Source organism: Plantibacter flavus, from assembly GCF_002024505.1.
In the GTDB taxonomy this organism is placed as follows: Bacteria; Actinomycetota; Actinomycetes; order Actinomycetales; family Microbacteriaceae; genus Plantibacter; species Plantibacter flavus_A.
Genome location: NZ_CP019402.1, coordinates 2,660,264 through 2,685,885 on the forward strand (window position 1 = coordinate 2,660,264; position 25,622 = coordinate 2,685,885).

Sequence of the window (25,622 nt, forward strand, 5' to 3'; positions counted from 1 at the left end):
TGCGCACGACCCGGTGGTTGGTGATCCCGGTCGTCCGCACCCATCGCCGCTCGGTTGGAACGACTGTGGTGGAACACGGGCCTGAGGGCCCGACGGCACACCTCACCGCCCGGTCGGAGCAGTGGGTGTGTGGAAAGTCTAGCGAGACGCGCGTGACCGTGCAGCATCGTGACGTCGGGTGGCCCGCTCCCCTCCCCCGCCGGGTGGCGGGGCGAGGCTCAGTCGCAGCTGCCGAGCGTCTGCAGCGACGCCTCGTCGAGCCGGAGCGTCGTCGACGTCAGGGTGGCGGTCGCCGCCTCCGGCGTCACCGCGAGTCCATCGAGGTCGACCCCCTCGGGCAGGTACTGGGCGACGCAGATGCTCGGCGGGTCGCCCTGCAGGAAGCCGGTCACGAGCGCCCGCAGGTCGATGACGCCGAGGAGGCCGGTGTCGACGTTCACGGACGTCGGCATGAGGTTCACCCGGTCGGCCGTGGTGGTCGGCGCCACGGAGAAGTCGTAGGGGATCGTGAACCCGAGTACGGTCGCCTCACCCGCGTACCCGATCTCGTCGGCGCCGAGGGTGAGCGTGCCAGGGAGCCCTGCCGTCTTGGCGAGGTCCGCCGCTCCGGCGGCATCGATCCTGATGGTCGCCACCACCCGACCGATCGTCTGCTCCGGGTCGAGGGGGACCCGGTCCGCGCTCACCCGGAGATCCAGCGGGATGCCGTCGACGCTCGCGTCCGGTGCACGCAGGTCCACGTGCTCGAACGTTCCGGTGAGGTACTGGGCGATGACCGAGGCGCCGCCGATCGACACGGAGACGTCCGCATCGACGTTGTCGGGCAGGCTCTGCTCGATCTGCGTCGCGACGCGCTCCTCGGCGACGCCGCGCACGATCGTGTCGGCGATCAGGAACGCGCCGACGAGGACGACGAGCACCCCGACGACGATGACGATCGGAAGCCAGGGACGCCTGCGCTTGCCCGACGGTTGCTGCTCACTCATGTTCCGAGGGTAGCGAACCGTCGTCTCCGGGGCCGCGTCAGCAGACCTGGTCGAGCTCGACCTCCTGCATGTCGAGCACCCTGCCGCTGAATCGCTCCCAGTCGGCAGCCGAGGTGGGATACAAGGCCGCCAGCGTGAACCCTTCCAGCTCGGTGAGGTTCGAGTCCTCCAGGGAACTCTTCGTCAGGACGTCCGGCGAGATGAAGGCCGCACGAACCGGGTCACCGGGGATGACGAACGCCGGCGCGACCGTCTTCCCGCCCTCGCCCCGGACGACGACGGAGAGTGCCCCGTCGATCTGCAGCGTGCTCGTGCCCACCTCCTCGAGCTCGATCTCGAACGGCGCGCACTGCACCGGAGGCGAGACGATGTTCTGGAGGTAGTGCATGGTGCCGACGCTGCCGGCGTGCAGGCCGTCGGGGAACTGCAGGCGGATCGAGACGCCGGACCCTTCCGTTCCGAACGGTGCGAACGCGCGGAGGTCCACGGCCGACGCGGAGGTCGCGCTCGGCGCCGCGGTGCCGGGAAGGCCCGAGCCCTGGCCGACACAGCCCGAGAGCGACACGGCCGCCGCGATCACGACGACGACGAGGGACGGGCGGGACGTGAGGCTGCGCATCCTGTCACGCTAGCGAAGGGCTCGCCGCTCGGACAGCGCACACCGGAGATCGGAGCGAGCGCAGGACCGTTCCCGGGGAACCGTCCTGCGCTCGCGTGGATCTCCTGCTGCGGGGACGCTACATGCGCTCAGGGGCGGAGACGCCGAGGAGCGCCAGCCCGTTCCGGATGACGGTGCCGGTCGCGTCGTTCAGCCAGAGGCGCGTGCGGTGCAGGTCGGTGACCGGCTCCTCCCCCATCGGGACGACCCGGCAGCTGTCGTACCACTTGTGGTACAGACTCGCGGTCTCCTCCAGGTGCCGGGCGACGCGGTGCGGCTCGCGCAGCTGTGCGGCCTGCGCGACGATCCGCGGGAACTCCTGGAGGACGCCGAGGAGCGCCGACTCCGTCTCGTGGACGAGCAGCTCCGGTGCGAAGGCGCTGCGGTCGACCCCGGCCGAAGCGGCGTTGCGCGCCACCGAGTTCGTGCGGGCGTGGGCGTACTGGACGTAGAAGACGGGGTTGTCGTTCGTCCGGCTGCGGAGCTGCTCCGGGTCGAGGGCCAACGGCGAATCGGCCGGGTAGCGACCGAGCGAGTACCGCAGGGCGTCCGTCCCGATCCAGGCCTGCAGGTCGTCCAGCTCGATGATGTTGCCGGCCCGTTTGGAGAGTCGGGCGCCGTTCACGCTCACGAGCTGCCCGATGAGCACCTCGATGTCGCGGTCCGGGTCGTCTCCGGCCGCACCCGCGAGTGCCTTCAGCCGGTGGACGTAGCCGTGGTGGTCGGCACCGAGCAGGTAGATCTTGTGCTGGAAGCCGCGGTCGCCCTTGTTCAGGTAGTACGCGGCGTCGGCGGCGAAGTAGGTGTAGACGCCGTTGGAGCGACGGATGACGCGGTTCTTGTCGTCGCCGAAGTCCGTCGTGCGCACCCAGACGGCGCCCTCCTCGTCGAACACGTGCCCCTGCTCGCGCAACCGGTCCACGGCCTGGTCGATGAGGCTCGTGCCGTCCTCGCCCGTCGCGTGCAGCGTGCGCTCGCTGAACCAGACGTCGAAGTGGACGTTGAAGCGCTCGAGGGACGCGCGGATCTCGCCGAGCTGCAGGGCGTAGGCGCGTTCCCGCGCGACCTCGCGGGCGTCCGGACGCTCGAGGAGGTCGGGGATCTCGGTCAGCACGGTCTTCGCGAGGTCGCCGATGTACGCCCCGGGATAGCCGCCCTCCGGCGTCGGCTCCCCCTTGGCCGCGGCGAGGATCGAGTCCGCGAACGTGTCCATCTGGTTGCCGGCGTCGTTGATGTAGTACTCGCTGACGAGCGTCGCGCCGGACGCGCTCAGGACGCGGGCCAGGGAGTCGCCGAGCGCGGCCCAGCGCGTGTGGCCGATGTGGAGCGGGCCGGTCGGGTTGGCCGAGACGAACTCGATGTTGATGGTCTGACCGGCGAGGCTGTCGTTGCGACCGAACGCGTCACCGGCGTCGACGATCACCTTCGCGAGCGCACCCGCGGCAGCGGCGTCGAGGCGCACGTTGATGAACCCGGGACCCGCGACCTCGACCGAGGCGACACCGTCGACCTGCACGAGTGCGTCGGCGAACTCCTGCGCGAGTTCGCGCGGGTTGGCGCCCACGCGCTTCGCGAGCTTCATCGCGATGTTGCAGGCCCAATCGCCGTGATCGCGGTTCTTCGGCCGCTCCAGCACCACGTCGTCGACCGACACCGCGACCTCGTCGGTGATACCCGCCGCCTCGCGTCGTCGTTCGACGATCGGAACGACGATGGCGTGCAGGGCGGAGGCGAGGTCTTCAGGAGTCACGAGGAGCGATTCTACCCGGGCGCGTCGCAGCAGCGACACGGTGGTCCTCGGGGCGACCGTCAGGCGAGCACGACCGCCTGCGCCGGGTCGTCGGCGGGCAGGACGTCGATCAGGGCGTCGATCCGCATGTCTTCGACGGTCACGTTGCCGTGGTGGTTGCTCAACCAGGCCACGTCCGCGGCGTCGCGTCCGGTGGCGATGCGGACGAGGGACTGGCGCGGTGCCAGACCCGTCGCGTCGACCACATGCCAGGCGCCGTCGACGAAGCCCTCGGCCACCGCGTGGAAGTCCATGGGCACGAGACCCGGGGCGTAGACCGCGGCGTACCGGGCCGGGATGTCGAGCGCCCGCAGCATCGCGATGGTCAGGTGTGCGAAGTCCCGGCACACGCCACGCCCCGCGGCCAGGGTCGACACCGCACTGTCCGACACGGTCGTGGAGCCGGAGACGTAGGAGAGGTGTCGTCCGACCCAAGCCGCCACCCATGGCAGCACCTGCAGACCGCCGGACACCGTGCCGTCCTCGTGCAGACGACGGTGCTCGAGCAGGTAACCGAGCTCGGAACGCGCGAGCGAGAACAGCGCGTCCGACTCGCAGTACCGGCTGGGACGGAGGTAGGTCACGGTCTCCAAGGCGTCCACAGGACGCGGCACGGCCTGCCCGACGACCACCGCCTCGTAGTCGACCTGCAACCGGCCGGGCTCGGCGATGACCCGGTGGAGTCGTGTGTCGTCCGGACCCGCGATCTCGGTGACGGCGCACGGGCCGTCCGAGGAGTGCACCTGCAGTCGCTCGCTCGCCAGCGGGGTGCCGCCGGCTGCAGCGATGGAGAAGATGAGGTCGGCTCGATCATGCACCCGCAGATCGAGCGACGCGGTCAGGGTGCGCTGCATGTCCTCATTGTTCCACGCGATGGGCGACACCGAGCCCGCACGCCTCCGGTACCGGCGTGGGTCCCGACTCTGGTAGCTTGGACGTGTTCCGCCTTCGTAGCTCAGCGGAAGAGCGCTTCCCTCCGGAGGAAGAAGTCGCTGGTTCGAATCCAGTCGAGGGCACCATCACCATCTCGCGAGGTCCTGCTTCGCATCGCTCCGACTCCGGGACGCGGGGGCCATGCACCGAGCCGATCCCCTGCCGCAGCCGACGGTCCGCCTCCTACGCTGGGCCAGCGCCGTCGAGCTCGACCTCGCCGGCACGGCCGCCCTGCTGGACGCGCCCGCCCGAGACCGCCTCGACACCTCCTCCGCGACCTCGGCCCGGCGGTTCCTGTTCGGTCGTGCACTGCTCCTGCGCACCGTCGCGGAGACGATCGGTACCGACCCCGAGCGGATCGAGGTCACGGCGGTCTGCCCGGACTGCGGTCTCGCGCACGGACGACCACGGGTGCGCGCGGGAGGCCGGACCGTCCACGTGAGCGTCTCCCACACCGCCGACGCCTCAGCTGTGGCGGTGTCGACCGAGCACCCCGTCGGTGTCGACGTCGAACTGATCGACGTGGCCCGGTTCACCGGGGTCGAGGACGTCGCCCTCACCCCCGCGGAACGTGAGCAGTGGCAGCGCCTGCCGGACCGACGACGCCTGCGGGCGCTCGCCGAGCGCTGGACGGCGAAGGAGGCCGTGACGAAAGCTCTCGGTACGGGCCTCACGACCGATCCCGCGACGATCGACCTCGGGCCGGATGCCGCACCGCGCGTCACCGAGACCGCCGGCCACCGCTTCGTCATCGACCACCCGGAGCGTGCGCCGGGATTCGTCGTCGCGACGGCCCTCATGCTCCCCTGACCCGGTTCAGCCGACGGGGAAGGGCGGGAGCGCCTCCTGGAAGAGCCACGCGTCGAGGAGCGGCTCGACCGGTGCCGGTGCATGTCGATCGGCCGTCCGGATGAAGTCGGCCGTCGACACGCTCGAGTGCCGGAAGGACGCCACCCAGTCACGCAGGAGGTCGAAGAAGGCCTCGTCGCCGAGCAGCCGGCGTACGGCGTGCAGGGCGATCGCGCCTCGCTTGTAGACCCGGTCGTCGAACATGTCCGCGGGTCCCGGATCGCCGACGACGAGGTCCTGCGGTGCACGTCGAAGCGCCGCGTAGTGCGCCCGGGCACAGGCGTCGGCGGTCTCAGCGCCCGACTCCTCCGACCACAGCCACTCGGCGTAGCAGGCGAAGCCCTCGTGCAACCAGATGTCCCGCCAGGTGGCGATCGTCAGGCTGTTCCCGAACCACTGGTGGGCGAGCTCGTGCGCGATCAACCGCTCCGAACCGCTGACGCCGTCGACGTGGTTGCGGCCGAACACGCTCATCCCCTGCGCCTCGAGTGGGATCTCCAGCACGTCGTCCGTGACGACGACGCCGTAGCTGCCGAAGGGGTAGGGCCCGAAGGCGCGCTCGAAGCACGCCAGCATGTCGACCTGCTCGGCGAAGTCGTGTCGGAACCGCGCGGTGAGGTCACGCGGCAGGTGTGCGACGACCGGCACCGTGGTCGTCGCGACCCGAGCGCTGACGGCGAGCCGCTGGTACCGGCCGATCTGCACCGTCGCGAGGTAGGCGGCCATCGGTTCGGGCTGCTCGTAGACCCATCTGGTCCGGCTCGCGCGGGCGACCCGCGACACCAGCTCCCCGGGGGCGACGACCGTGTACGCCGACGACGCCGTGACACTGATCCGATAGGACGACTTGTCCGAGGGGTGGTCGTTGCAGGGGAACCAACTCGACGCACCGCACGGCTGGGACGCCACGATGACGCCGTCCTCGAGTTCCTCCCAGCCGATCTCGCCCCAGGGGCTGCGCACGGGACGGGGCGCACCCGAGTACCGGACGAGCACGGAGAACTCGGCGCCGGCCGCGATGGTGTCCCGGGGCGTCAGCGTGAGCTTGCCCGAGCCGTGCGTCCGCTTCGCCTCGGCCCCGTCGACCTGGACACGGGTGACGCGCAGCGCGGCGAGGTCGAGCGAGAACCGTGTGAGCTCCTCCGTCGCGACGGCGGTGAGCCGAGCCGTCCCCGACAGGGCGTTGCGGTCGACGTCGTAGTCGAGATCCAGCTCGTACCGGACGACGCGGTAGCCACGATTCCCGCTGGAGGGCGTGTAGGGGTCGCCTGCGCTCCGCAGACGGGCGAGAGCCTCCCCCATCAGGACGCGACCTGGGGCTCCCGGTACTCCGCCGTCGTCACCTCGCGCCACGGGCCGATCGGGTTGCCGCTCCACCGGGTGCCGGCCGGGACGCGTTCTCCGCGCATGACGAGCGAGGCCGGTCCGACCGTCGCATCGTCGTCGATCCGCGCCCCGGGGAGGATGACGCTGTGCGGCCCGAGCGTGGCGCCCGATGCGAGTTCGACCTGATCCATACTCATGATTCGATCATGGAACAGGTGCGTTTGCACAACGCAGCCCCGGTTGACCGTCGCGCCGTCGCCGAGTCGGACGAGGTCGGCCTCCGGCAGCCAGTAGCTCTCGCACCAGACCCCACGACCGATGCGGGCGCCGAGCGAGCGCAACCACCAGGTGAGGGCGGGGGTGCCGGTGGCGGGTGCCGCGAACCAGGGCGCCGCGACCATCTCGACGAAGGTGTCGGACACCTCGTTGCGCCAGATGAACGAGGACCAGAGCGGGTGCTCCCCCGTGCGGATCGGTCCGACGATCACCCATTTGGCGACGGTCGTGATCCCCGCCGCGACCGCGCCGGCGGCCAGGAGCACGGCACCGCTGACGGCGATCGCGACACCGAGACCCCAGGTGTCGGCGAACCAGGCGAGCGCGAGGAGCACCAGGAGCGCGATGCCGGTCGTCACCATGACGGGGACGATGCGGCAGAGCTCCCACAGCGCGCGGGCGATCCGGAGCCGGAGCGGCGGGTCGTAGGTCCGGTCGAGATCGGCGTCGGACACCTGCCGCCGGAGTCGCATCGGCGGGCTCCCGAGCCAGGACGAGCCGGACTTGGCCTTCCGCGGTGCGGCCGACAGCACGGCGACGAGCCCGTTCTTGGGAACGTGCATGCCGGGGCCCGCCATGCCGGAGTTGCCGAGGAAGGCGCGCTTGCCGACGGACGCGCCGGCGATCCGCATCCACCCGCCGCCGAGCTCGTAGGAGGCCACCATCGTGTCGTCCGCGAGGAACGCGCCGTCGCCGACGGTCGTCATCCGCGGGAGGAGGAGCACCGTCGAGGCCTCCACGTTGCGCCCGACCTTCGCCCCGAGCAGGCGGAGCCAGACGGGCGTGAAGAGGCTGGCGTAGAGCGGGAAGAGGAGGGTGCGCGCGGCGTCCAGGAGCCGCTCCGTGGCCCACACCTGCCAACCGACCCGACTGCGCACCGGGAAGTAGCCCTCGCTGAGACCGAGGCCGAGCAGCCGGACCAGGCCGATCGTGCTGATCGCCAGGACCACGAACCACACGAGGGTGGCGACGGGCACCCAGAGGAGCGCGCGCCAGGAGAAGTCGAGCAGGCTGGTCGCGCCCGACGCGCCCGCCGCCACGACCGCCGCCGCCAGCACGAAGGCGAGGAACGGCAGCACCGACAGCAGCGCCGATCCCGCGCCGTACGCGAACAGCCAGCGTCGGCGACGCGGGGGTCGCTCGGTCGGCCAGACCGGTTTCGCCTTGCCCACGCGGACGGCGGGCGACCCCGACCACAGGTGTCCGGAGGGGACCCGGCCGAAGACGGAGGATCCCGGAGCGATCTCCGCACGCTTGCCGATCCGGGTGCCGGCGAGCAGGGTGCTGCGAGCGCCGACCGTGCTCTCCGCGCCGATGTGGACGTGACCGAGTCGGAGCGTGTCGCCGTCGACCCAGTAGCCGCGGAGGTCGACCTCGGGCTCGATCGATGCGCGCGCCCCGACGGTGAGGAACCCGGTGACGGGCGGCACGCTGTGGAGGTCCGCGTCGGCACCGATCTTCGCGCCGAGCGCCCTGGCGTAGCTCGAGATCCACGGGGCACCGGCGAGACTCACCGCGCCGACCGTGTCGGCGACGCGTTCGGCGAGCCAGAGCCGCACATGGACCGAGCCGCCGCGCGGGTAGTCGCCCGGGCGGACGCCGACGAGGAGGAGCTTCGCCGCGACGACGGAGATCGCCATGCGTCCGATCGGGGTGATGACCACGAGGAACCCGAGGGCGATCCACCACCAGGAGACCATGGGGAGGTACGGGACGTCCGCGACGAGGCCGAGGACCCGACTGCCGGCGAGCAGGTACACGAGCCACCGGAGTCCGACGAGGATGAGGAGCGGGACACCCAGGAGGGTCTGTGCCCACTGGGTCGCGAGCGGCGTCGGGAGCACGGGGTCCGCGACGGCCGCCCGACTGCGACGCTCGGGGCGTCGGCCGTCGAGTTCGGCGGCCATCGCGCCGAGTCGGGGGTGGCCGTAGATGTCGGCGACGGTGAACTCGGCATCGCGGGTGCGGATGAGCGAGACGAGCTGCGCGGCCGCCAGGCTCCCGCCGCCCAGGCTGAAGAAGTTGTCGCTCTCGGCCGTGACCCGGACCCCGAGGACGGCCGTCCACTGCTCGGCGAGCCACGCGGCGGTGCCCGACAGGGTCGAGGCGTCCTCCCCGTCGGCGGCGTCGAGCGGCCACGGCAGCGCGGCTCGGTCGATCTTGCCGGAGGTGCGGGTGGGCAGCTCGCCGACGACCGCGAGGAGCGGGACGAGCGGTGCCGGGAGCTGCTCACGGAGGGTGTCGAGCGCCCGCTCGAGCGAGAACCCGTCGCGGTCGGGCACCGCGAGGTACCCCACGAGGACGGCGTTCCCGGCGGCGGTGCGCTGCACGGCTGCTGCCGCACCCGAGACGCCCGGCAGCGCCTGCAGGGCGGCCTCGATCTCCCCGAGTTCCACGCGCCGACCGCCGATCTTCACCTGATCGTCCGCGCGCCCCTGGAACACGAGTCCTGCGGCCTCGTAACGGACGAGGTCGCCGCTCCGGTACGCCCGCGACCACCCGATGCTCGGCATGGGCGCATACCGTTCGGCGTCCTTGGCTGGGTCGAGGTACCGGGCGAGTCCGACGCCGCCGATGATGAGTTCGCCGACGCCGCCCTCCTCGACCGGGACGCCCTCGGCGTCGACCACGGCGAGGTCCCAGCCGTCGAGCGGCAGTCCGATCCGCACGGGCTGCTCGCCGGTCAGCAGCGCGGCGCAGGCGACGACGGTGGCCTCGGTGGGTCCGTAGGTGTTCCAGACCTCTCGGCCGTCCACGGCCAGCCGGGCGGCGAGCTCCGGCGGGCAAGCCTCGCCGCCGAAGATGAGCATGCGGATGTTCTCGAGGGATTCGGCGGGCCACATCGCCGCCAGCGTCGGCACCGTCGACACGACGGTGATGCCCTTCGCGGTGAGCCAGGGTCCGAGGTCCATCCCGCTGCGGACGAGCGAGCGCGGCGCCGGGACCAGGCACGCGCCGTGTCCCCAGGCGAGCCACATCTCCTCGCAGGACGCGTCGAAGGCGACGGACAGGCCAGCCAACACACGATCACCGGGGCCGAGCGGTTCCGCCTGGAGGAAGATCCGCGCCTCGGCGTCGACGAACGCGGCGGCAGAGCGGTGCGAGACGGCGACGCCCTTCGGCGTGCCCGTCGAGCCGGAGGTGAAGATGATCCAGGAGTCGTCGCCCGGTCGCGGTGGTTCGAGGACCGGGATCGCCCGGGTGCCCGGGTGGGGTGCCGCGCCAGTCGCGAGTTGCACCCGGTCGGGGTCGGCGGCGTCATCGCCCGGGTCCTCCGTCCCTCGGCGCGAGCGCTCGAAGACACCGCCGTCGACCAGGACGCCGACGACGGCCGCCTCACCGAACACGAGTCGTGCCCGCTCCTCAGGGTCGTCGGCGTCGACGGGGACGTAGGCCGCTCCGGTGAACAGGATCCCGAGGATCCCGAGGTAGAGGTCGCGGGTGCCCGAGGCGATCCGGACACCGACCCGGTCGCCGCGGCGGACCCCGGCGGCGAACAGCCCGGCCGCGACCCGCTCGGCACTGAGGACGAGCTCGCGGTAGCTGAGCGCGCCCTCCGCGTCCTCGATCGCCGAGGCCTCGGGATGCGACTCGGCGACGTCACGGAGGACGTCGATGAGGGTGCGTTCGGCCGGTGCGCGCACGCCACCGAGCAGCGTGGGCTGCCGCTCGATGAGGAGGGCGGTGCTGGTGTCGGCGTCCATACGCGATCCCCTGTCGTCCGGCTGTTCAGCGCCGCCAACGGTAGGCAGCGCGCATGGACGGTTGGTGAACACCAGTCAACCGCCAGATGTCGTGGAATCGTCGGCGACGCTCCGCCGACCCCCGGCATCCTCGGAGGGCGCGCGCCTACCATGGCTTGCATGACCATCGACTTCTCCGTGCCCCAGGAACGCCAGCTCGTGACCGCCATCCCCGGCCCCCGATCGCTCGCACTCACGGAACGGCGCCGCCGGGCGGTGTCGCGCGGTGCCGGCAACCTCGCGCCGGTGTGGATGGACCACGGCTCCGGCGGCATCCTCGTGGACGTCGACGGCAACCACATCATCGACCTCGGAACGGGCATCGGTGTGACGACCATCGGACACGCCAACCCCGACGTCGCCGCGGCAGCAGCCGAGCAGGCCACGAAGCTCACGCACACGCTCTTCACCGTGACGCCGTACGAGAACTACCTGCGGGTCGCGGAGAAGCTGTCCGAGATCACGCCGGGCGACTTCGAGAAGCGATCGATCCTCCTGAACTCCGGCGCCGAGGCCGTCGAGAACGCCGTGAAGATCGCGAAGAAGTACACCGGTCGCCGCGCGATCGTCGCCCTCGACCACGCCTTCCACGGACGCACGAACCTGACGATGGCGATGACCTACCGGCCGGCGCCCGAGCGCCTCGGGTTCGGTCCGTTCCCCGGCGAGATCTACAGCGTCCCGCTCTCCTACCCCTTCCGCGACGGACTCGACGGACCGGCGGCCGCCGAAGTGACGATGGACTACATCGAGCGGCACATCGGTGCGAGTGAGGTCGCCGCGTTCTTCGCCGAACCGGTCCTCGGCGACGGCGGCATCGTCATCCCCGCGCCCGGCTACTTCGCGCGCATCAGCGAATGGTGCACCGAGAACGGGATCGTGTTCGTCGCCGACGAGATCCAGGCCGGCATCGGACGCACCGGCGCCTGGTACTCGATCGAGCACCACGGTGTCGTACCCGATCTCATCACGAGCGCCAAGGGCATCGCCGGCGGCTTCCCGCTGTCGGCCGTGACCGGGCGCGCCGAGATCATGGACGCCGTCCAGCCCGGTGGCATCGGCGGCACCTTCGGTGGCAACCCGGTGTCCACGGCGGCCGCGCTCGCGACGTTCGAGGTCATCGAGCGCGAGGACTTGCTGGGCGAGGCCCGTCGGGTGGAGGCGACCCTGCGATCGCTCATGGGCGACTGGGCCGAGCGCTTCGACATCGTCGGCGAGGTCCGGATCATCGGTGCGATGGCCGGCGTCGAGTTCGTCGTCCCCGGCACGAAGCAACCGCACCCCACGGCACTGCAGACCGTCATCGACGCGGCGATCGCGCAGGGCGTGCTCGTGCTCGACGCCGGCTCCTGGGACTCGGTGCTGCGACTCCTCCCGAGCGCGGTCATGTCCGACGAGCTCCTCCGCGACGCGGTGTCCGTCCTCGAAAACGCCCTGGGTCAGGTCGCCAGCGCGGTGCGCTGACGCGAGCGCGGGTCTCTGCGCACGGAACCCTTCGGCCGGCGCGGTGCGATGACGCGAGCGCGGGTCTCTGCGCGCTGGGGCCTTCCGCCGACGCGGTGCGCCCACGCGAACCCGCCCGAATCGGCGCGGGCGCGGCCCGCGCGCGTGAGCGCGGGTCTCCAGAGGGGCGCGCTCGCGGCTGTGCCCCGCGGTGACGTCAGCGCACCGCGCTGGCGCAACCGACGAACGGGTCAGTCGACGGTGACGAAGTCGATGAGCTGCTCGACGCGACCGAGGAGCTCCGGCTCGAGGTCGTTGAAGGTCCGGACCTGACCGAGGATGCGCTTCCAGGCACGGGCGATGTCGGCTTGCGAGTCGTGCGGCCAGCCGAAGGCCTGGCAGATGCCCTTCTTCCACTCGATGGAGCGAGGGATGGTCGGCCACTCGCGCAGACCGACCCTGGCGGGCTTCACGGCCTGCCAGACGTCGACGTACGGGTGTCCGACGATGAGGACGTTCCGGCCGTTCGGTCCGGCCATGACGGCGTCGGCGATCCGCTGCTCCTTCGAGCCGGGGACCAGATGGTCGACGAGGACGCCGACACGACGGTCGGGGCCGGGCCGGAACTCGGCGAGCGCGGCGTCGAGGTGGTCGACGCCTGCGAGGTATTCGACGACGACGCCCTCCACGCGGAGGTCGTCGCCCCAGACCCGCTCGACGAGTTCCGCGTCGTGGCGGCCCTCGACGAAGATCCGGCTCGCGCGAGCCACCCGAGCGGTCGTCTCCACCGCGAAGGAGCCGGAAGCGGTGCGCGCCCGCCCGGTCGGTGCATGCTTCGGCACGACGAGGACGACGGGCTCACCCTCGAGGAGGAACCCCGCCCCCATCGGGAACACGCGCCGCTTGCCGCGGTAGTCCTCGAGCTCGACCGTCTTCGCCTCGACGCGTGTGATAGCGCCGCAGAAGCCGCCCAGTTCCTCGACCACGAGGTCGGTCACCGCCTCGACCTCGCGGGCCACCACGCGGTTCTTCTTCCGCCAGTCCCCCGCGAGGACGTCCTGACCGTACCTGTCTTCGAACACCCGTCAACGCTACGACAGCACCGTTCACAACTCAGGATCACCGCGGCGTGGCGGCGGCACCTGCCGCCTCGGGCCGACGACACTCCGAGATCGTCCTGAATTGCGAACCGCGCCGGTACTCAGGCTGCGGCGCGCTCGGCCTCGCGGGCGAGACCGCCGAGCAGGAGCCCGAGCTGGTCGTCCACGGTGCCCGGGTCCTCCGGGTGCCACTGCACGCCCGTGATCGGCAGGGTGCGGTGCTCGATCGCCTCGACGGTGCCGTCGGAGGCCCAGGCGACGGCACGCAGACCCTCGCCGAGCTCGCCGACCGACTGGTGGTGGGCGCTCTGCACCTGGAGGTGACGGGCGCCGAGTCGGAACGCGAGGGCGCTCGAGGGGTCGAGCTCGACCTCGTGCGGGGTCATGCTCTCATCGACCGGGACGCCCTCGTTGCGGTGGGCGCTGTGCTCACCGAGGTCCTGCACGAGCGTCCCGCCGAGGGCGACGTTGATGATCTGGTGACCGCGGCAGATCCCGAGCAGCGGCGTGCCACGCTCGGCGGCGCGACGGGCGACCGCCAGCTGGGCGCGGTCGGCCTCGGGGAAGTGCTGGCCCTCGGCGCGGTAGCCGGTGGTGCCGCCGTACTGGGCGGGATCGATGTCGGCTCCGCCCATGATGACGACGGCGGAGGCCCCGTCGGTCGAGGCGAGGAGCGCATCGGTGCCGAGGTCGTGCGCGGCCAACCGGGTCACGCGCCAGCCTGCCCGTTCGGCGGCGGCGATGGTCCGTCCGACGAGGATCTGCACGTACTCGTGGTACGCCTGGTCGTCCTCACGGAACCTGGTGACCTCGACGAGCGCCAGCATGGGTGAGACGTGTCCTTGCATGATGCTCCTTCCAGGGGTTCCGTGAGGTGACTCCACCAGTCTCACCGGACGGATGCCCTCGCGCGAGCTGCCGCGTCACGGTCGGTAACAGAGTCCCGGTGGGCGTCGGTGAAGCCCGGTCACCGCCGTATAGCACAGCTGTGGTTCGGCACGCTCGCTGGGAGCCCGCTGTAGAGATGTCGAGGGCCCGGACCTAGACTCGGAACCGAGCCGCGGGGTGGGGCTCCAGGGTCCGAACGAGTGACGAGGTGGCCGATGCGGGTTCGCTGGGCGGTATCGATCTGGGCCTGCTGCGTGGCCGTGCTCCTCGGAGTGGGAGCCACCACCGCCTGGGCGGAGAGCCCGGTGCAGCTCGGGGCCGGGCGCGTGTCCGACAGCGCAGGTGTCCTCAGCAGCGGTGAGGTCACCGAGATCACGACGGCCGTCGACGAGCTGGCCGCGGATCACGGCGTCGACCTCTGGGTGGTCTACGTGCCGACCTTCACCGACCCGAGTGACGCCGAGTCCTGGGCGAACCAGACCGCGAAGGACAACAACCTCGGACCGAACCAGTACCTGCTGGCCGTGGCGACCGAGGACCGCGCCTACTACCTCTCCGGCGACTCCAGCGGACCGGTGAGCGGTGATCAGCTGACCGAGATCGAGCAGCAGCGGATCCTGCCGCAGCTGCGTGATGACGACTGGACCGGCGCCGGCGTCGCTGCCGCCGAAGGCCTGGGTGCCGCCGTCGGCGGCGGGTCGATCGGGGGCACCGGTAGCGGATCAGGTGGCTCGACCGGGTGGCTGACCATCCTGCTGATCGTGGTCGTCGCCGTCGTGGCCGTCGTCCTCCTGGTCGTCTTCCTCCGCCGGCGCCGTGCTGCGAACGGCGACGGCGCGGTGACCGCGGGCCGGCAGGGGGCGCCGGTCGACCCGCTGACCATCGCCCCGATCCCCGAGCTCGAACGACTCGCCGGCAGTGCGCTCGTCCAGACCGACGACGCGGTCCGGACGAGCGAGGAGGAGCTCGGCTTCGCGACCGCCTCCTACGGCGAACCGGCCACGGCCGCGTTCACCGCTGCCCTCGCCGGAGCGAAGGACGACCTCTCGCACGCCTTCGCACTCAAGCAGCGGCTCGACGACGCCGAGCCGGACACGGAGCAGCAACAACGCGACTGGAACCTCCAGATCATCCGGCTCTGCGAGCACGCGAACCACGTGCTCGACGAACAGGCCGCCTCGTTCGACGAGCTCCGCGCGCTCGAGAAGAACGCGCCCGCGGCGGTCGAGGAGCTGCGAGCCAGGGCGGCCGCAGCCGGACCGACGGTGACGGCCGCGCAAGACGCGGTGCACGCCCTGCAGACGCGCTACAGCCCCGACGCCCTCATCACCGTGATCGACAACCCGGCGGAGGCGACCGAGCGACTCGCCTTCGCCACCGCGGCGATCTCGGACGCAGCTGCGCGGCTCGCCGCCGGAGACTCGGGCGAGGCCGCCGTCGGCATCCGCGCCGCGGAGGAAGCGCTCGACCAGGCAACCCAGCTCACCGGGGCCGTGAAGCGGCTGCAGGCGGATCTGACGACCGCCGAGCAGCACCTCGCCGCCAGACTGGCCGAATTGGACGGGGACGTCGCCGCGGCGGGCGGCCAATCCGACCCGACCGGCACCCTCGCCGCAGCGGTCGCGAGTACCACCGCGACGGTCTCGCAGGTGCGCGGCGCGCTCGGCGCACCGAACAACCCGATCGCCCTCCTCGCCCGCTTGGATGCGGCGAACACGCAGATCGACGGTGCTCTCCAGGGGGTGCGCACCGCGGCGGAGCAGCGACAACGCGCCGCAGCCGCCCTCGGACAGACCCTGCAGACGGCGGGCGCGCAGGTGTCGGCTGCAGAGGACTTCATCGTCTCGCGGCGCGGAGCCGTCGGCCCGGAGGCCCGGACGCGCCTCGCCGAGGCCGGCCGAACCCTCGTGCAGGCCCAGGGCCTCGCCGCCACCGACCCGACGCAGGCGCTCCCCCTCGCCCAGCGCGCCAACTCGCTCGCGAATCAAGCGGTGCAGCTCGCCCAGGCCGACCTCGGGCAGTTCCAGAGCCAGTCGGCGGGCGGACTCGGCGGCATGTTCGGCGGCGGCCAGGGTCAGCAGGGCGGCAACGGGATGCTCGGTGCGGTCCTCGGCGGCATCCTGATCAACTCCGTCCTCGGCGGCGGGTCCCGTTCCGGCGGCGGCATGTTCGGCGGCGGCGGATCGAGCGGCGGCATGTTCGGCGGCGGCTCCGGTCGCTCACGCAGCGCCGGCAGCTTCGGTGGCGGCGGCACCCGATCCCGACGCGGCGGCGGTCGCTTCTGATCCGCTGCACCACCCATCTCATCACCAGACACCGACCGACACGACCCAGCAGGACACGAGAGAGGAACCACACCATGGCAGAGAAGCAGTCCATCTTCGGACGCATCGCCCAGCTGACCAAGGCCAACATCAACGCGCTGCTCGACTCCGCCGAGGACCCGCAGAAGATGCTCGACCAGATGGTCCGGGACTACACGAACTCGATCGCCGACGCCGAGAGCGCGATCGCCGAGACGATCGGCAACCTCCGGCTCCTCGAGCAGGACCACCAGCAGGACGTCGAGGCGGCCTCCGAGTGGGGCACGAAGGCGCTGGCCGCGAGTCGCAAGGCCGACGAATACCGTCAGGCGGGCAACGCTGCGGACGCCGACAAGTTCGACAACCTCGCGAAGATCGCGCTCCAGCGCCAGATCGGCGCCGAGAACGAGGCCAAGCAGGCCGAGCCGCAGCTGGCGTCCCAGACGAAGGTCGTCGAACAGCTGAAGAACGGCCTCAACGGCATGAAGACGAAGCTCGAGCAGCTGAAGACGAAGCGCAGCGAGCTGGTCGCCCGGGCCAAGACCGCCGAGGCGCAGCGCAAGGTCGCGGACGCGGTCGGCAGCATCGACATCATGGATCCGACGAGCGACCTCAGCCGCTACGAGGACAAGATCCGTCGCGAGGAGGCGAAGGTGCTCGGTCAGCAGGAGCTCGCCGCATCGAGTCTCGACGCGCAGTTCAACGACCTCGAGGACCTCGGCGAGCTGACCGAGGTCGAGGCCCGGCTCGCCGCACTGAAGGGCGGCGGTTCCGCGTCGCCCGCGATCGAGTCCTCCGGCCCCGAGTACACGCCGAACGCCGACCACTCCTGACGATCCGACGGGCCCTCGGAACCTCCCGAGGGCCCGTCGCCCTCGCCCCCTCGCACCATCTCCAGGAAGGCACCGCATGACGAAGTTCGTCGTCGTCCCCCAGTGGCAGGGCTCCGGCTCGTCCAGGGCCATGCAGTTGATCGATGGAGCCGAGGCGATCCGTGGCGACCTGCCCACGGCGGCCACGACACTCGTCCACGTGCCGACCGAGGCCGGCGAGGCCCTCGACACCGACATCCGGCGCGCCAGTTCCCTCGTGACGACCGCGGAACTCCAACGTCAGGCGCTCGTCGGGATCGACGAGCCCGTCATCACCATCGGTGGGGACTGCGGCGTCGAACTCGCGTCGGTCGGTGAGGCCCTCCGACGCGACCCCGGCATCGCCGTCGTCTGGTTCGACGCCCACGGCGACCTCAACACCCCGCTCAGCTCGCCGTCCGGGTCGTTCAGCGGCATGGTCGCCCGGGCGCTCACCGGCGAAGGCGCCGCGATGCTGCTGCCCGAGGCCCCACTCGATCCCGCCCGACTCGTCCTCGTGGGGGTGCGCGACCTCGACGACGGTGAACTCGCCCACATCGAGGAGCGTGGCATCCCCATGGTCTCCTCGGTGATGACGAGCGCCGCCGAGGTGGTCGCGGCCGTCGAGGCGACGGGCGCCGACCGCGTCTACCTGCACGTGGACGTCGACGTCCTCGACCCCGCGGTCATCGCCGGCGTCAGCTCGGCCGTCCCCTTCGGTCTCGAACTCGGCACCCTGCTCGACTGCATCACCGCCCTCCGGGCACGGTTCGGCTTCGCCGGGGCCGGGGTCACGGGCTTCTCGCCCGGCTCCCCCGACGCCGCAGCCGACGACCTCGGCACCATCCTCCGCATCATCGGCGCGATCAGTCGCGAACCGAAACCCGACAGCACCAACCCGACAGGAGTCACCCCATGAGCCGTACCGTCGATCTCGTCGTCATCGGAGCCGGACCCGTCGGCGAGAACGTCGCCGACTACGCCCACAAGAGCGGTCTGAGCGTCGTCATCGTCGAGAGCGAACTGGTCGGCGGTGAGTGCTCCTACTGGGCCTGCATGCCGTCCAAGGCCCTCATCCGCTCGGGCGCCGCCCTGCGGGCCGCCAAGCGCACGGGGGGAGCCATCCCCGAGGACACCGCGCTCGATCCGCTCAAGGTCCTCGCGCGACGGGACTCGTTCACGAGCGACTGGTCGGACGACGGCCAGGTCGAGTGGCTCGAGGGCGCCGGCATCGAGCTGGTGCGTGGGCACGGTCGCCTGACCGGCGAGCGCGAGGTCACCGTGACGGCCGCCGACGGCTCGACGACGGTGCTCACGGCGACGCACGCCGTCGCGGTCTGCACCGGCTCCGCGGCGCTCCTCCCCGACATCCCCGGGCTGTCGGCGGTGGAGCCGTGGACGAGCCGCGAGGCCACGAGCGTCCAGACCCTGCCGGAGTCCGTCGCCTTCCTCGGTGGCGGCGTCGTCGCCGTCGAGCTCGCGACCGCCTACCGCTCGCTCGGGGTCGACGTCACGCTCGTCGCCCGCAGCGGCCTGCTCGGCAACACCGAGCCGTTCGCCGGCGAGCTCGTCGAGTCCTCCCTGCGTGAACTCGGCGTGACGATCGTGCACGCCTCCCCCACCGCCGTCTCCCGGGCCGCCGACGGCGCCGTCACGCTCGAGTTCGACGACCGGGACGCGGTCACGACGGCGGAACTCGTCGTGGCCACCGGCCGGACGCCCCGGACGGACGACCTCGGGCTCGAGACCATCGGCCTGGAACCGGGTGCCTGGATCGAGGTCGACGATCAGCTCCTCGCTCACGGCAGCGACTGGCTCTACGCCGTCGGCGACGTCAACCACCGGGCGCTCCTGACGCACCAGGGTAAGTACCAGGCACGCGCCGCGGGAGCGGTCATCGCAGCACGGGCGAACGGCGAGGACGTCGACACCAGCCCGTGGAGCGACCACGCGGCGACCGCCGACCACCGTGCCGTGCCGCAGGTCGTCTTCTCCGAGCCCGAGGTCGCAGCCGTCGGGCTCACGGCCGCGCAGGCCGAGGCGGCGGGGATCGCCCACCGGGTGGTCGACTACGATCTCGGTGGCATCGCGGGCTCGAGCCTCCACGCCGACGGCTACACCGGGCGGACGAGGATGGTCGTCGACGAGGAGCGCGGCGTGATCATCGGGATGACCTTCGTGGGTCAGGACGTCGCCGAACTCGTCCACGCCGCGACGATCGCCGTCGTCGGTGAGGTGCCGCTGCACCGCCTCTGGCACGCGGTGCCGTCCTACCCGACGATGAGCGAGATCTGGCTGCGACTCCTCGAGACCTACCGGAGCGGTGCGTGACCCGTCCCGGCGACGTCGACGAGCCGCGGAGCCGTCGTTCCGGCGGCCCGTGGCTCGACTCACCCCTGAGCCGGATCGGGTACTGGTACGCCACGCTCACCGGGCTCGTCTGGGGCGCACTCTGGAGCACCGGCCCGGTCGAACGGCGGGGCGGGATGATCGTCTTCCGCGGGATGCCGTCGTGGACGTTCGGCCGAGGTGGTTCATGCGTCGGCGGGGTGTACCTCACCGACCGGAACGTGTCGACCCGGGTGCTCGAACACGAGGCGGTGCACAAACGGCAGTGGCAGCGGTACGGCATGCTCTTCCCGCTGATGTACGCGATCGCCGGTCGAGATCCGCTCCGGAACCGCTTCGAGATCGAAGCCGGTCTCGAAGCGGGAGGCTACCTGCCGAAGCGCCGCTGACGAGCGTCGCGGCGTCCGCGCGATGCCGAGCCGGTTCGAGGGCGTGTCAGTGCGATGCGCGCTCGACCGAGCTCGAGCGCTGACGCACGCCGATGCTGGCCAGGGTCATCCTGAGGTCGTTCCGGAGACCCGTCAGGTGCTCCGTCTCGCCGCCGATCCACACGTGGTAGTCGGCCGCGTCGTGTCCGTCGACGTCGAGCATCTCGCTCGCCCAGGCCCGAGTCGCTCGCGCGACGGCCTGACCGCGTGCGCACCGGCTGCCCGTTCCGGGTTCCCCCGAACGCGCTGCGCGGACGAGCCACGTCACGACGACGCGTCCCGGCGAGTCGAGGGTGGTGATCGACGCGGCGTCGTCGACCTCGACGAAGACCTGACCGCGGGCGCAGATGGGGAGCAGCGCGAGGACCTCAGCCAGCTCGCCGACCGACGACTCGTCGCCCGCGAGCAGCACGTGGCGTGCGTCCGCAACGGCGAACTCCGCCGGATCCTCGAAATAGCTCACGCGATCAGTATAGGCGAGCCTAAGCTCACTTCGATCCCCTGCGCAGGGTCTTCCAAGGCGATAGAGCACATCACGATCCGATCACTCTGTGACGCCCCCTGACACCGTGGCTGGCACCACACACGTCGACTGGGTACGCTCGCTGGAGCCCCAGCGATGCGGCTTTCCGGACGCGGTCCAGTATTCACGCGGCCCAGGCGGGAATGCCCGCTGCCCGGAACCGGTTGTGCGTCTCCAGATGCCGGCCACTCCAGCATCCCCGAAAGGACCTCCATGCGTCATCGTCAGCTGCGTCGTCAGCTCCTCACCGCCGCGATCGCGGTCACCGGCGCCGCCCTCGTCCTCACCGGCTGCGCAGGCCCGGCCGCGACGCCGACGCCCGACGCCGACGCGACCCTGCGGGTCGGTCTCGTCCTGGAGCCCTCCGACCTCAACATCCGCACCACCTCGGGCGCCGCGCTCGACCAGATCCTCATCGACAACGTCTACCAGGGCCTCGTGTCCCGCACCGAGGACAACCAGATCGTCGACACGCTCGCGAAGAGCCACGACATCAGCGCCGACGGTCTCACCTACACCTTCGTCCTCCGCGACGGCGTGACCTTCCACGACGGCGCCGCCCTGACCGCGGCCGACGTCGTCGACTCCATCACCCAGGTGCAGCAGGACCCGACCTTCGTCGACAACGTGGCGCTCCAGAAGGTCGCCTCGATCACGGCCGTCGACGACTCGACCGTGCAGCTGCAGCTCACCTCGCCCGACTCCAACCTGTTGTGGACCCTGACCGGACGCGCAGGACTCGTGCTGGAGTCGGGCGCCACCAACGACCTGTCGACGACCGCCAACGGCACCGGGCCGTTCACGCTGAAGACCTGGAAGCAGGGCGACAGCATCACCTTCGACCGGAACACGAAGTACTGGGGCGACGCTCCGAAGGTCAAGGAGGTCGTCTTCAGCTACATCCCCGACGCCTCCTCCGCCGTCAACGCCACCCTCGCCGGCGAACTCGACGTGCAGACGGCGCTCGACGCGAACCTCAAGGACCAGATCACCCGCGCCGACGGGTTCAGCATCACCGAAGGCAAGACGACCGACAAGTACACCCTCGCCTTCAACAACCAGCGCGCTCCCCTGAACGACCCCCTCGTCCGACAGGCGCTCCGCTCCGCCATCGACCACGCCGCGATCGTCGAGGCCGTCGGCGGCGCCGCGGTCGAGCAGTACGGGCCGATCCCCGAGCTCGACCCGGGCTACGAGAACCTCAGCGAGCTGGTGAAGTACGACCCGGACCAGGCGAAGGCGCTGCTCGCCCAGGCCGGCCAGGAGAACCTGTCGCTGACGCTCACGATCCCGAGCTTCTACGGCACCTCGGTGGCCAACGTCCTCGTGTCCGAGTTCAAGGCCATCGGCGTCACCCTCACCGTGAAGAGCGTCGAGTTCCCGACCTGGCTCAACGACGTCTACACGAACAAGGACTACGACCTCAGCTACGTGAACCACGTCGAGGCGCGCGACTTCCAGAACTGGGCGAACCCGAACTACTACTTCGGCTACGACAACGCGCAGGTCCAGTCGCTCTATGCTGAATCCGTAGCGGCGACCGACCCGGCCGTCGCAGCCCAGAAGCTCAAGGAGGCGGCGTACCTCGTGTCGAAGGACAACGCCGCCGACTGGCTCTACACCGCGATCACCCTCACGGTGGTGCGCGACGGTGTGACCGGCTTCCCCGTGGACTCGGTCAACTCGCGCATCGACCTGGCGAAGGTCGCCGTGACCGGGTGACCCGCTTCATCCTGACGAGGCTGGTGCTCCTCCTCGTCGGGCTGCTCGCCGCGAGCGCCCTGATCTTCTTCACCATCAGGGTGCTCCCGGGCGACGTCGCCCAGGTCATCGCCGGAACGGACGCGACGCCCGAGGCGGTCGCCGCGATCCGCGAACAGTTGGGACTCGGCCAGCCCGTCCTCCTGCAGTACCTCGACTGGATCGGCGGGTTGCTCCGCGGCGATCTCGGGAACTCGCTCATCACGGGCACCCCCGTCGCCAGCGAACTCGCCCAGAAGGCGCAGGTCACCGTTCCGCTCGGCATCATGGCGCTCGTGATCGCGCTCGCGTTCAGCGTGCCGCTCGGGGTGTTGGCCGCCGTCCGGCGTACCCGCGCGACGGGCGTCGTCATCTCTTTCGCGTCACAGGGGCTCGCCGCCGTCCCGGTCGTCTGGGCCGGCATGATGCTCGTGCTCCTCTTCGCCGTCGTGCTCGGTTGGCTCCCGGCGCAGGGCTTCCCGCGCGCGGGCTGGAACGATCCGCTGGCGGCAATCCGCGCCCTCCTCCTCCCGGCACTCACGATCGGCGTCGTCGAGGGCGCGGTCCTGCTGCGCTTCGTCCGTTCCGCCGCCCTCGACGCGATCGGCCAGGACTACGTCCGGACGGCGGCGGCCAAGGGGCTGACCCGTTCGCAAGCACTCATCCGCCATGGGCTGCCGAACGTGGCCCTCTCGGTCGTCACCGTGCTCGGGCTCCAGATCGCCGGGCTCATCGTCGGCAGCGTCATCATCGAACAGCTCTTCACCCTGCCCGGCATCGGGCGCATGCTCGTCGCCGACGTCGGCAACCGCGACCTCGTGAAAGTGCAGGGCGAGCTTCTCGTCCTCACCGGGGTGGTCCTCGTGATCGGTGCCGTCGTGGACGTCGTCCACCGTCTCGCAGACCCGCGACTCCGAGAACGGGAGCGCAGCGCATGACCGCTCGTGAGGATCACCCGCGTCGGCGCGCGGGATCAGGCGGACTCCGCACCCTCGTGTCCGGCCCGGCCGGCGTGTTCGGGCTCGTCGTGGTCACGCTGCTCCTCCTGAGTGCCGGCGTCTCCTTCCTCTGGACGCCGTACGACCCCCAGCTCACCGATCCGTTCGCGAAGTGGCTGGCTCCGTCGCCGACCCATCTGCTCGGCACGGACGAGGTCGGACGCGACATCTTCAGCCTGCTGCTCGTCGGTGCGCGAGTGACCGTGGCCGTCGCGATCGGTTCCGCCGTGGTCTCGACGGTCATCGGGGTCGCCCTCGCCGCCCTCGGTTCACTCACTCGGCGCTGGGTCCGGGAGACGGTCGCGGTGCTGATCGACATCCTCATCGCGTTCCCGACCCTCCTGATCGCCATGATGATCGCCTCGGTCTTCGGTGGCTCGCTGTGGGTCGTCATCTGGGCGGTGGGCATCAGCTTCGGCGTGAACATCGCCCGGGTGACCCGCCCCGAGATCCGCCGGGTCTCGCACAGCGAGTACGTGCTCGCCGGCAAGGCCGCCGGTCTCGGGCCGGTGAGGAACCTGACACGACATCTCCTGCCGAACGTCGCACCGGTGTTCATCGTCCAGCTGTCATGGTCGATGGCGGTCGCGGTCCTCGCCGAGGCGGGCCTGTCGTACCTCGGCTACGGCGCCCCCTCCAGCGTCCCCTCGTGGGGTCGCATGCTCAGTGAGCTGCAGACCTACCTCGCCGTGCACCCGCTGTCGGTGCTGTGGCCGGGGCTCGCCATCACCGTCACCGTCCTCGCCCTCAACCTGCTGGGTGACGCCCTACGGGACGCGACCGATCCGACCCTCGGTCGCCGAGGACCCGCCTCGACCCCCACCTCGCCCCAGGGGGTGACCGCATGAGTCTCGACGTCCAGGACCTCGTGGTCACGCTCGGCGGCCGCCGGGTCGTCGACGGCGTGAGTTTCAGCGTGCCGGCGGGCGCACGGTTCGGCCTCATCGGCGAGTCCGGATCCGGGAAGTCGCTGACGGCGCTGGCGATCCTCGGACTCCTCCCCGACGGCGCTTCGGTGAGCGGCAGCATCCGCTGGCAGGGCGAGGAACTCCTCGGCCGTGACGACCGCGAACTCGCGCGGATCCGCGGGCGTGAGATCGGGATCGTGTTCCAGGAGCCCCGGACGGCGCTCAACCCGATCCGCACCATCGGACGACAGATCGGCGAGCCGCTGCGCATCCACGAGGGGCTCTCGAAACGGGAAGCGCTCGACCGGGCCGTCGAACTCGCCGCGCGGGTCCGTCTGCCCGACCCCGAGCGCATCGTCCGGCGGTACCCGCACCAGCTGTCCGGCGGGCAACGCCAGCGGGTCGCGGCCGCCATCGCCCTCGCCTGCGGACCCTCCCTGCTCATCGCGGACGAACCGACCACGGCGCTCGACGTCACCATCCAGTCGGAGATCCTGGGCCTCTTCGAGCGTCTCGTGAACGAGACCGGGGCGTCCCTCGTCTTCATCACGCACGACCTCGCGGTCCTCTCCCGGATCGCCAGCGATGCCGTGGTGCTCGCGCAGGGCAAGGTCGTCGAGGCCGGGCCCGTCGCACAGCTGCTCTCGACGCCGGTCTCTCCCGTGACGCAGCGGCTGTTGGCCGCCGCGAAGACCATGAGCTGGAAGGGCGAGGACGATGACTGAGCCGCTGCTCCACGCCCAGGGGCTCGGACGGGTCTACACGAACCCGCGGGAGTCGCTGTTCCAGCGCCCGAGCCGCACCGTCGCGCTCCACCCGAGCGACCTCGTCGTCGCCCCGGGTGAGGCCGTCGGCATCATCGGCGAATCGGGGTCGGGCAAGTCGACGCTCGTCCGCCTCCTGCTCGCGCTCGACGCCCCGAGCTCCGGCACGGTCGAGTTCGACGGCCGTCCGGTCAGCGCCGCGGCGAGCGCCAGGAGTCTGCACTGGTTCCGCCGACAGACGGGCGTGGTGTTCCAGGACCCGTACGCGTCGCTCGACCCGCGGATGAGTATCGGGCGGATCGTCGCCGAGCCGCTCTCCGCGCTCGGGATCGACGGCGACCACCGTTCCAAGGTGCGCGCGGTACTCCGGCTCGTCGGTCTCGACGCCGACGCGGCCGACCGCTTCCCGCACGAGTTCTCCGGTGGTCAGCGCCAGCGCATCGCCCTCTCGCGAGCGATCGTGCACCGCCCTCGCCTCCTCGTCGGCGACGAACCCCTCAGCGCGCTCGACGTCACCGTCCGCGCGCAGATCCTCGAGTTGCTCGGCGGGCTGCGGCAGGAGCTCGGGCTCGCGATCGTGCTCGTCTCGCACGACATCGGCGTGGTGCAGCATCTCTGCGACCGGGTCGTCGTCATGCGCGACGGATCGATCGTCGAGGAGGGTCCGGTCGCCAAGGTCCTCAGTCGGCCCTCGCACCCGTACACGACCCAGCTGCTCGCCTCGGTCCCCCGCCTCTGACGCCGCCTAGCTCCCGAGCCACCGTCCC

General features: G+C 71.1%; 21 protein-coding genes and 1 tRNA gene. 13 read left to right on the plus strand and 9 right to left on the minus strand.

The features are described 5' to 3' along the window. Positions 1-218 precede the first annotated feature (218 nt). The 4 genes from BWO91_RS12460 to BWO91_RS12475 all read right to left on the minus strand — a co-directional run bounded on the left by BWO91_RS12460 (position 219) and on the right by BWO91_RS12475 (position 4,287). On the minus strand, positions 219-986 hold the full coding sequence (locus tag BWO91_RS12460) for an LmeA family phospholipid-binding protein (RefSeq protein ID WP_079002765.1): 768 nt from the start codon (positions 984-986) through the stop codon (positions 219-221). 37 nt (positions 987-1,023) lie between these two features. Then, positions 1,024-1,605, minus strand: a complete 582-nt coding sequence (locus tag BWO91_RS12465) for a hypothetical protein (protein WP_079002766.1) — start codon at positions 1,603-1,605, stop codon at positions 1,024-1,026. Between the two features lie 118 nt (positions 1,606-1,723). Beyond that, positions 1,724-3,394, minus strand: a complete 1,671-nt coding sequence (locus tag BWO91_RS12470) for an arginine--tRNA ligase (RefSeq protein ID WP_079003965.1) — start codon at positions 3,392-3,394, stop codon at positions 1,724-1,726. 59 nt (positions 3,395-3,453) lie between these two features. Further along, entirely contained in the window at positions 3,454-4,287 is an 834-nt protein-coding gene (locus BWO91_RS12475) for a transglutaminase-like domain-containing protein (RefSeq protein WP_071262441.1), read from the minus strand. 90 nt (positions 4,288-4,377) lie between these two features. Between BWO91_RS12475 and BWO91_RS12480 the strand changes: the two genes are divergently transcribed. Beyond that, a tRNA-Arg gene (locus BWO91_RS12480) sits at positions 4,378-4,452 on the plus strand. 55 nt (positions 4,453-4,507) lie between these two features. Next, on the plus strand, positions 4,508-5,176 hold the full coding sequence (locus BWO91_RS12485; protein WP_079002767.1) for a 4'-phosphopantetheinyl transferase family protein: 669 nt from the start codon (positions 4,508-4,510) through the stop codon (positions 5,174-5,176). Positions 5,177-5,182: 6 nt separating this feature from the next. Here the strand turns inward: BWO91_RS12485 and BWO91_RS12490 are convergent, their stop codons facing one another. Further along, positions 5,183-6,517 carry a M1 family metallopeptidase gene (locus BWO91_RS12490; RefSeq protein WP_079002768.1) on the minus strand — a complete coding sequence of 445 codons (1,335 nt, stop codon included), beginning with the start codon at positions 6,515-6,517 and terminating at the stop codon, positions 5,183-5,185. After that, on the minus strand, positions 6,517-10,521 hold the full coding sequence (locus BWO91_RS12495) for a Pls/PosA family non-ribosomal peptide synthetase (protein WP_079002769.1): 4,005 nt from the start codon (positions 10,519-10,521) through the stop codon (positions 6,517-6,519). The genes BWO91_RS12490 and BWO91_RS12495 overlap by 1 nt, the downstream gene beginning before the upstream one ends. Before the next feature lie 150 nt (positions 10,522-10,671). Between BWO91_RS12495 and BWO91_RS12500 the strand changes: the two genes are divergently transcribed. Beyond that, complete coding sequence (locus BWO91_RS12500; protein ID WP_079002770.1) at positions 10,672-12,024, plus strand: aminotransferase class III-fold pyridoxal phosphate-dependent enzyme; 1,353 nt, start codon at positions 10,672-10,674, stop codon at positions 12,022-12,024. 230 nt (positions 12,025-12,254) lie between these two features. Here the strand turns inward: BWO91_RS12500 and BWO91_RS12505 are convergent, their stop codons facing one another. Further along, positions 12,255-13,085: a DUF3097 domain-containing protein gene (locus tag BWO91_RS12505; protein WP_079002771.1), complete on the minus strand. Its 831-nt coding sequence runs from the start codon at positions 13,083-13,085 to the stop codon at positions 12,255-12,257. Positions 13,086-13,204: 119 nt separating this feature from the next. Continuing rightward, positions 13,205-13,951 (minus strand): gamma-glutamyl-gamma-aminobutyrate hydrolase family protein, encoded by a 747-nt coding sequence (locus BWO91_RS12510; protein WP_064295286.1) that lies wholly within the window; start codon positions 13,949-13,951, stop codon positions 13,205-13,207. Between the two features lie 255 nt (positions 13,952-14,206). Between BWO91_RS12510 and BWO91_RS12515 the strand changes: the two genes are divergently transcribed. From BWO91_RS12515 to BWO91_RS12535, 5 genes are all read left to right on the plus strand, one after another. Beyond that, positions 14,207-16,276 (plus strand): TPM domain-containing protein, encoded by a 2,070-nt coding sequence (locus tag BWO91_RS12515; RefSeq protein ID WP_079002772.1) that lies wholly within the window; start codon positions 14,207-14,209, stop codon positions 16,274-16,276. Positions 16,277-16,350: 74 nt separating this feature from the next. Further along, complete coding sequence (locus BWO91_RS12520) at positions 16,351-17,127, plus strand: PspA/IM30 family protein (RefSeq protein ID WP_079002773.1); 777 nt, start codon at positions 16,351-16,353, stop codon at positions 17,125-17,127. Between the two features lie 76 nt (positions 17,128-17,203). Then, a complete protein-coding gene (locus BWO91_RS12525) occupies positions 17,204-18,064 on the plus strand; it encodes an arginase family protein (protein WP_064295283.1) in 861 nt (286 codons plus the stop codon). Continuing rightward, positions 18,061-19,476, plus strand: coding sequence for a dihydrolipoyl dehydrogenase family protein (locus BWO91_RS12530; RefSeq protein ID WP_079002774.1), 1,416 nt, complete (start codon positions 18,061-18,063; stop codon positions 19,474-19,476). Before BWO91_RS12525 ends, BWO91_RS12530 begins: the two co-directional genes overlap by 4 nt. Then, the gene (locus BWO91_RS12535; protein WP_064295281.1) at positions 19,473-19,883 is read left to right on the plus strand and encodes a hypothetical protein; all 411 of its coding nucleotides are present in this window, start codon (positions 19,473-19,475) and stop codon (positions 19,881-19,883) included. The genes BWO91_RS12530 and BWO91_RS12535 overlap by 4 nt, the downstream gene beginning before the upstream one ends. A 46-nt stretch (positions 19,884-19,929) precedes the next feature. Here the strand turns inward: BWO91_RS12535 and BWO91_RS12540 are convergent, their stop codons facing one another. Continuing rightward, entirely contained in the window at positions 19,930-20,385 is a 456-nt protein-coding gene (locus tag BWO91_RS12540) for an SIP domain-containing protein (RefSeq protein WP_064295280.1), read from the minus strand. 273 nt (positions 20,386-20,658) lie between these two features. Between BWO91_RS12540 and BWO91_RS12545 the strand changes: the two genes are divergently transcribed. Genes BWO91_RS12545 through BWO91_RS12565 form a run of 5 tightly spaced genes read left to right on the plus strand, consistent with a single transcriptional unit; the run spans position 20,659 to position 25,594 of the window. Next, the gene (locus tag BWO91_RS12545) at positions 20,659-22,167 is read left to right on the plus strand and encodes an ABC transporter substrate-binding protein (RefSeq protein WP_079002776.1); all 1,509 of its coding nucleotides are present in this window, start codon (positions 20,659-20,661) and stop codon (positions 22,165-22,167) included. After that, complete coding sequence (locus tag BWO91_RS12550) at positions 22,164-23,123, plus strand: ABC transporter permease (protein WP_079002777.1); 960 nt, start codon at positions 22,164-22,166, stop codon at positions 23,121-23,123. The genes BWO91_RS12545 and BWO91_RS12550 overlap by 4 nt, the downstream gene beginning before the upstream one ends. Beyond that, on the plus strand, positions 23,120-24,031 hold the full coding sequence (locus BWO91_RS12555; RefSeq protein WP_079002778.1) for an ABC transporter permease: 912 nt from the start codon (positions 23,120-23,122) through the stop codon (positions 24,029-24,031). The genes BWO91_RS12550 and BWO91_RS12555 overlap by 4 nt, the downstream gene beginning before the upstream one ends. Then, the gene (locus BWO91_RS12560) at positions 24,028-24,816 is read left to right on the plus strand and encodes an ABC transporter ATP-binding protein (protein WP_079002779.1); all 789 of its coding nucleotides are present in this window, start codon (positions 24,028-24,030) and stop codon (positions 24,814-24,816) included. The genes BWO91_RS12555 and BWO91_RS12560 overlap by 4 nt, the downstream gene beginning before the upstream one ends. Further along, positions 24,809-25,594, plus strand: coding sequence for an ABC transporter ATP-binding protein (locus BWO91_RS12565; protein WP_079002780.1), 786 nt, complete (start codon positions 24,809-24,811; stop codon positions 25,592-25,594). Before BWO91_RS12560 ends, BWO91_RS12565 begins: the two co-directional genes overlap by 8 nt. Positions 25,595-25,622: the final 28 nt, after the last annotated feature.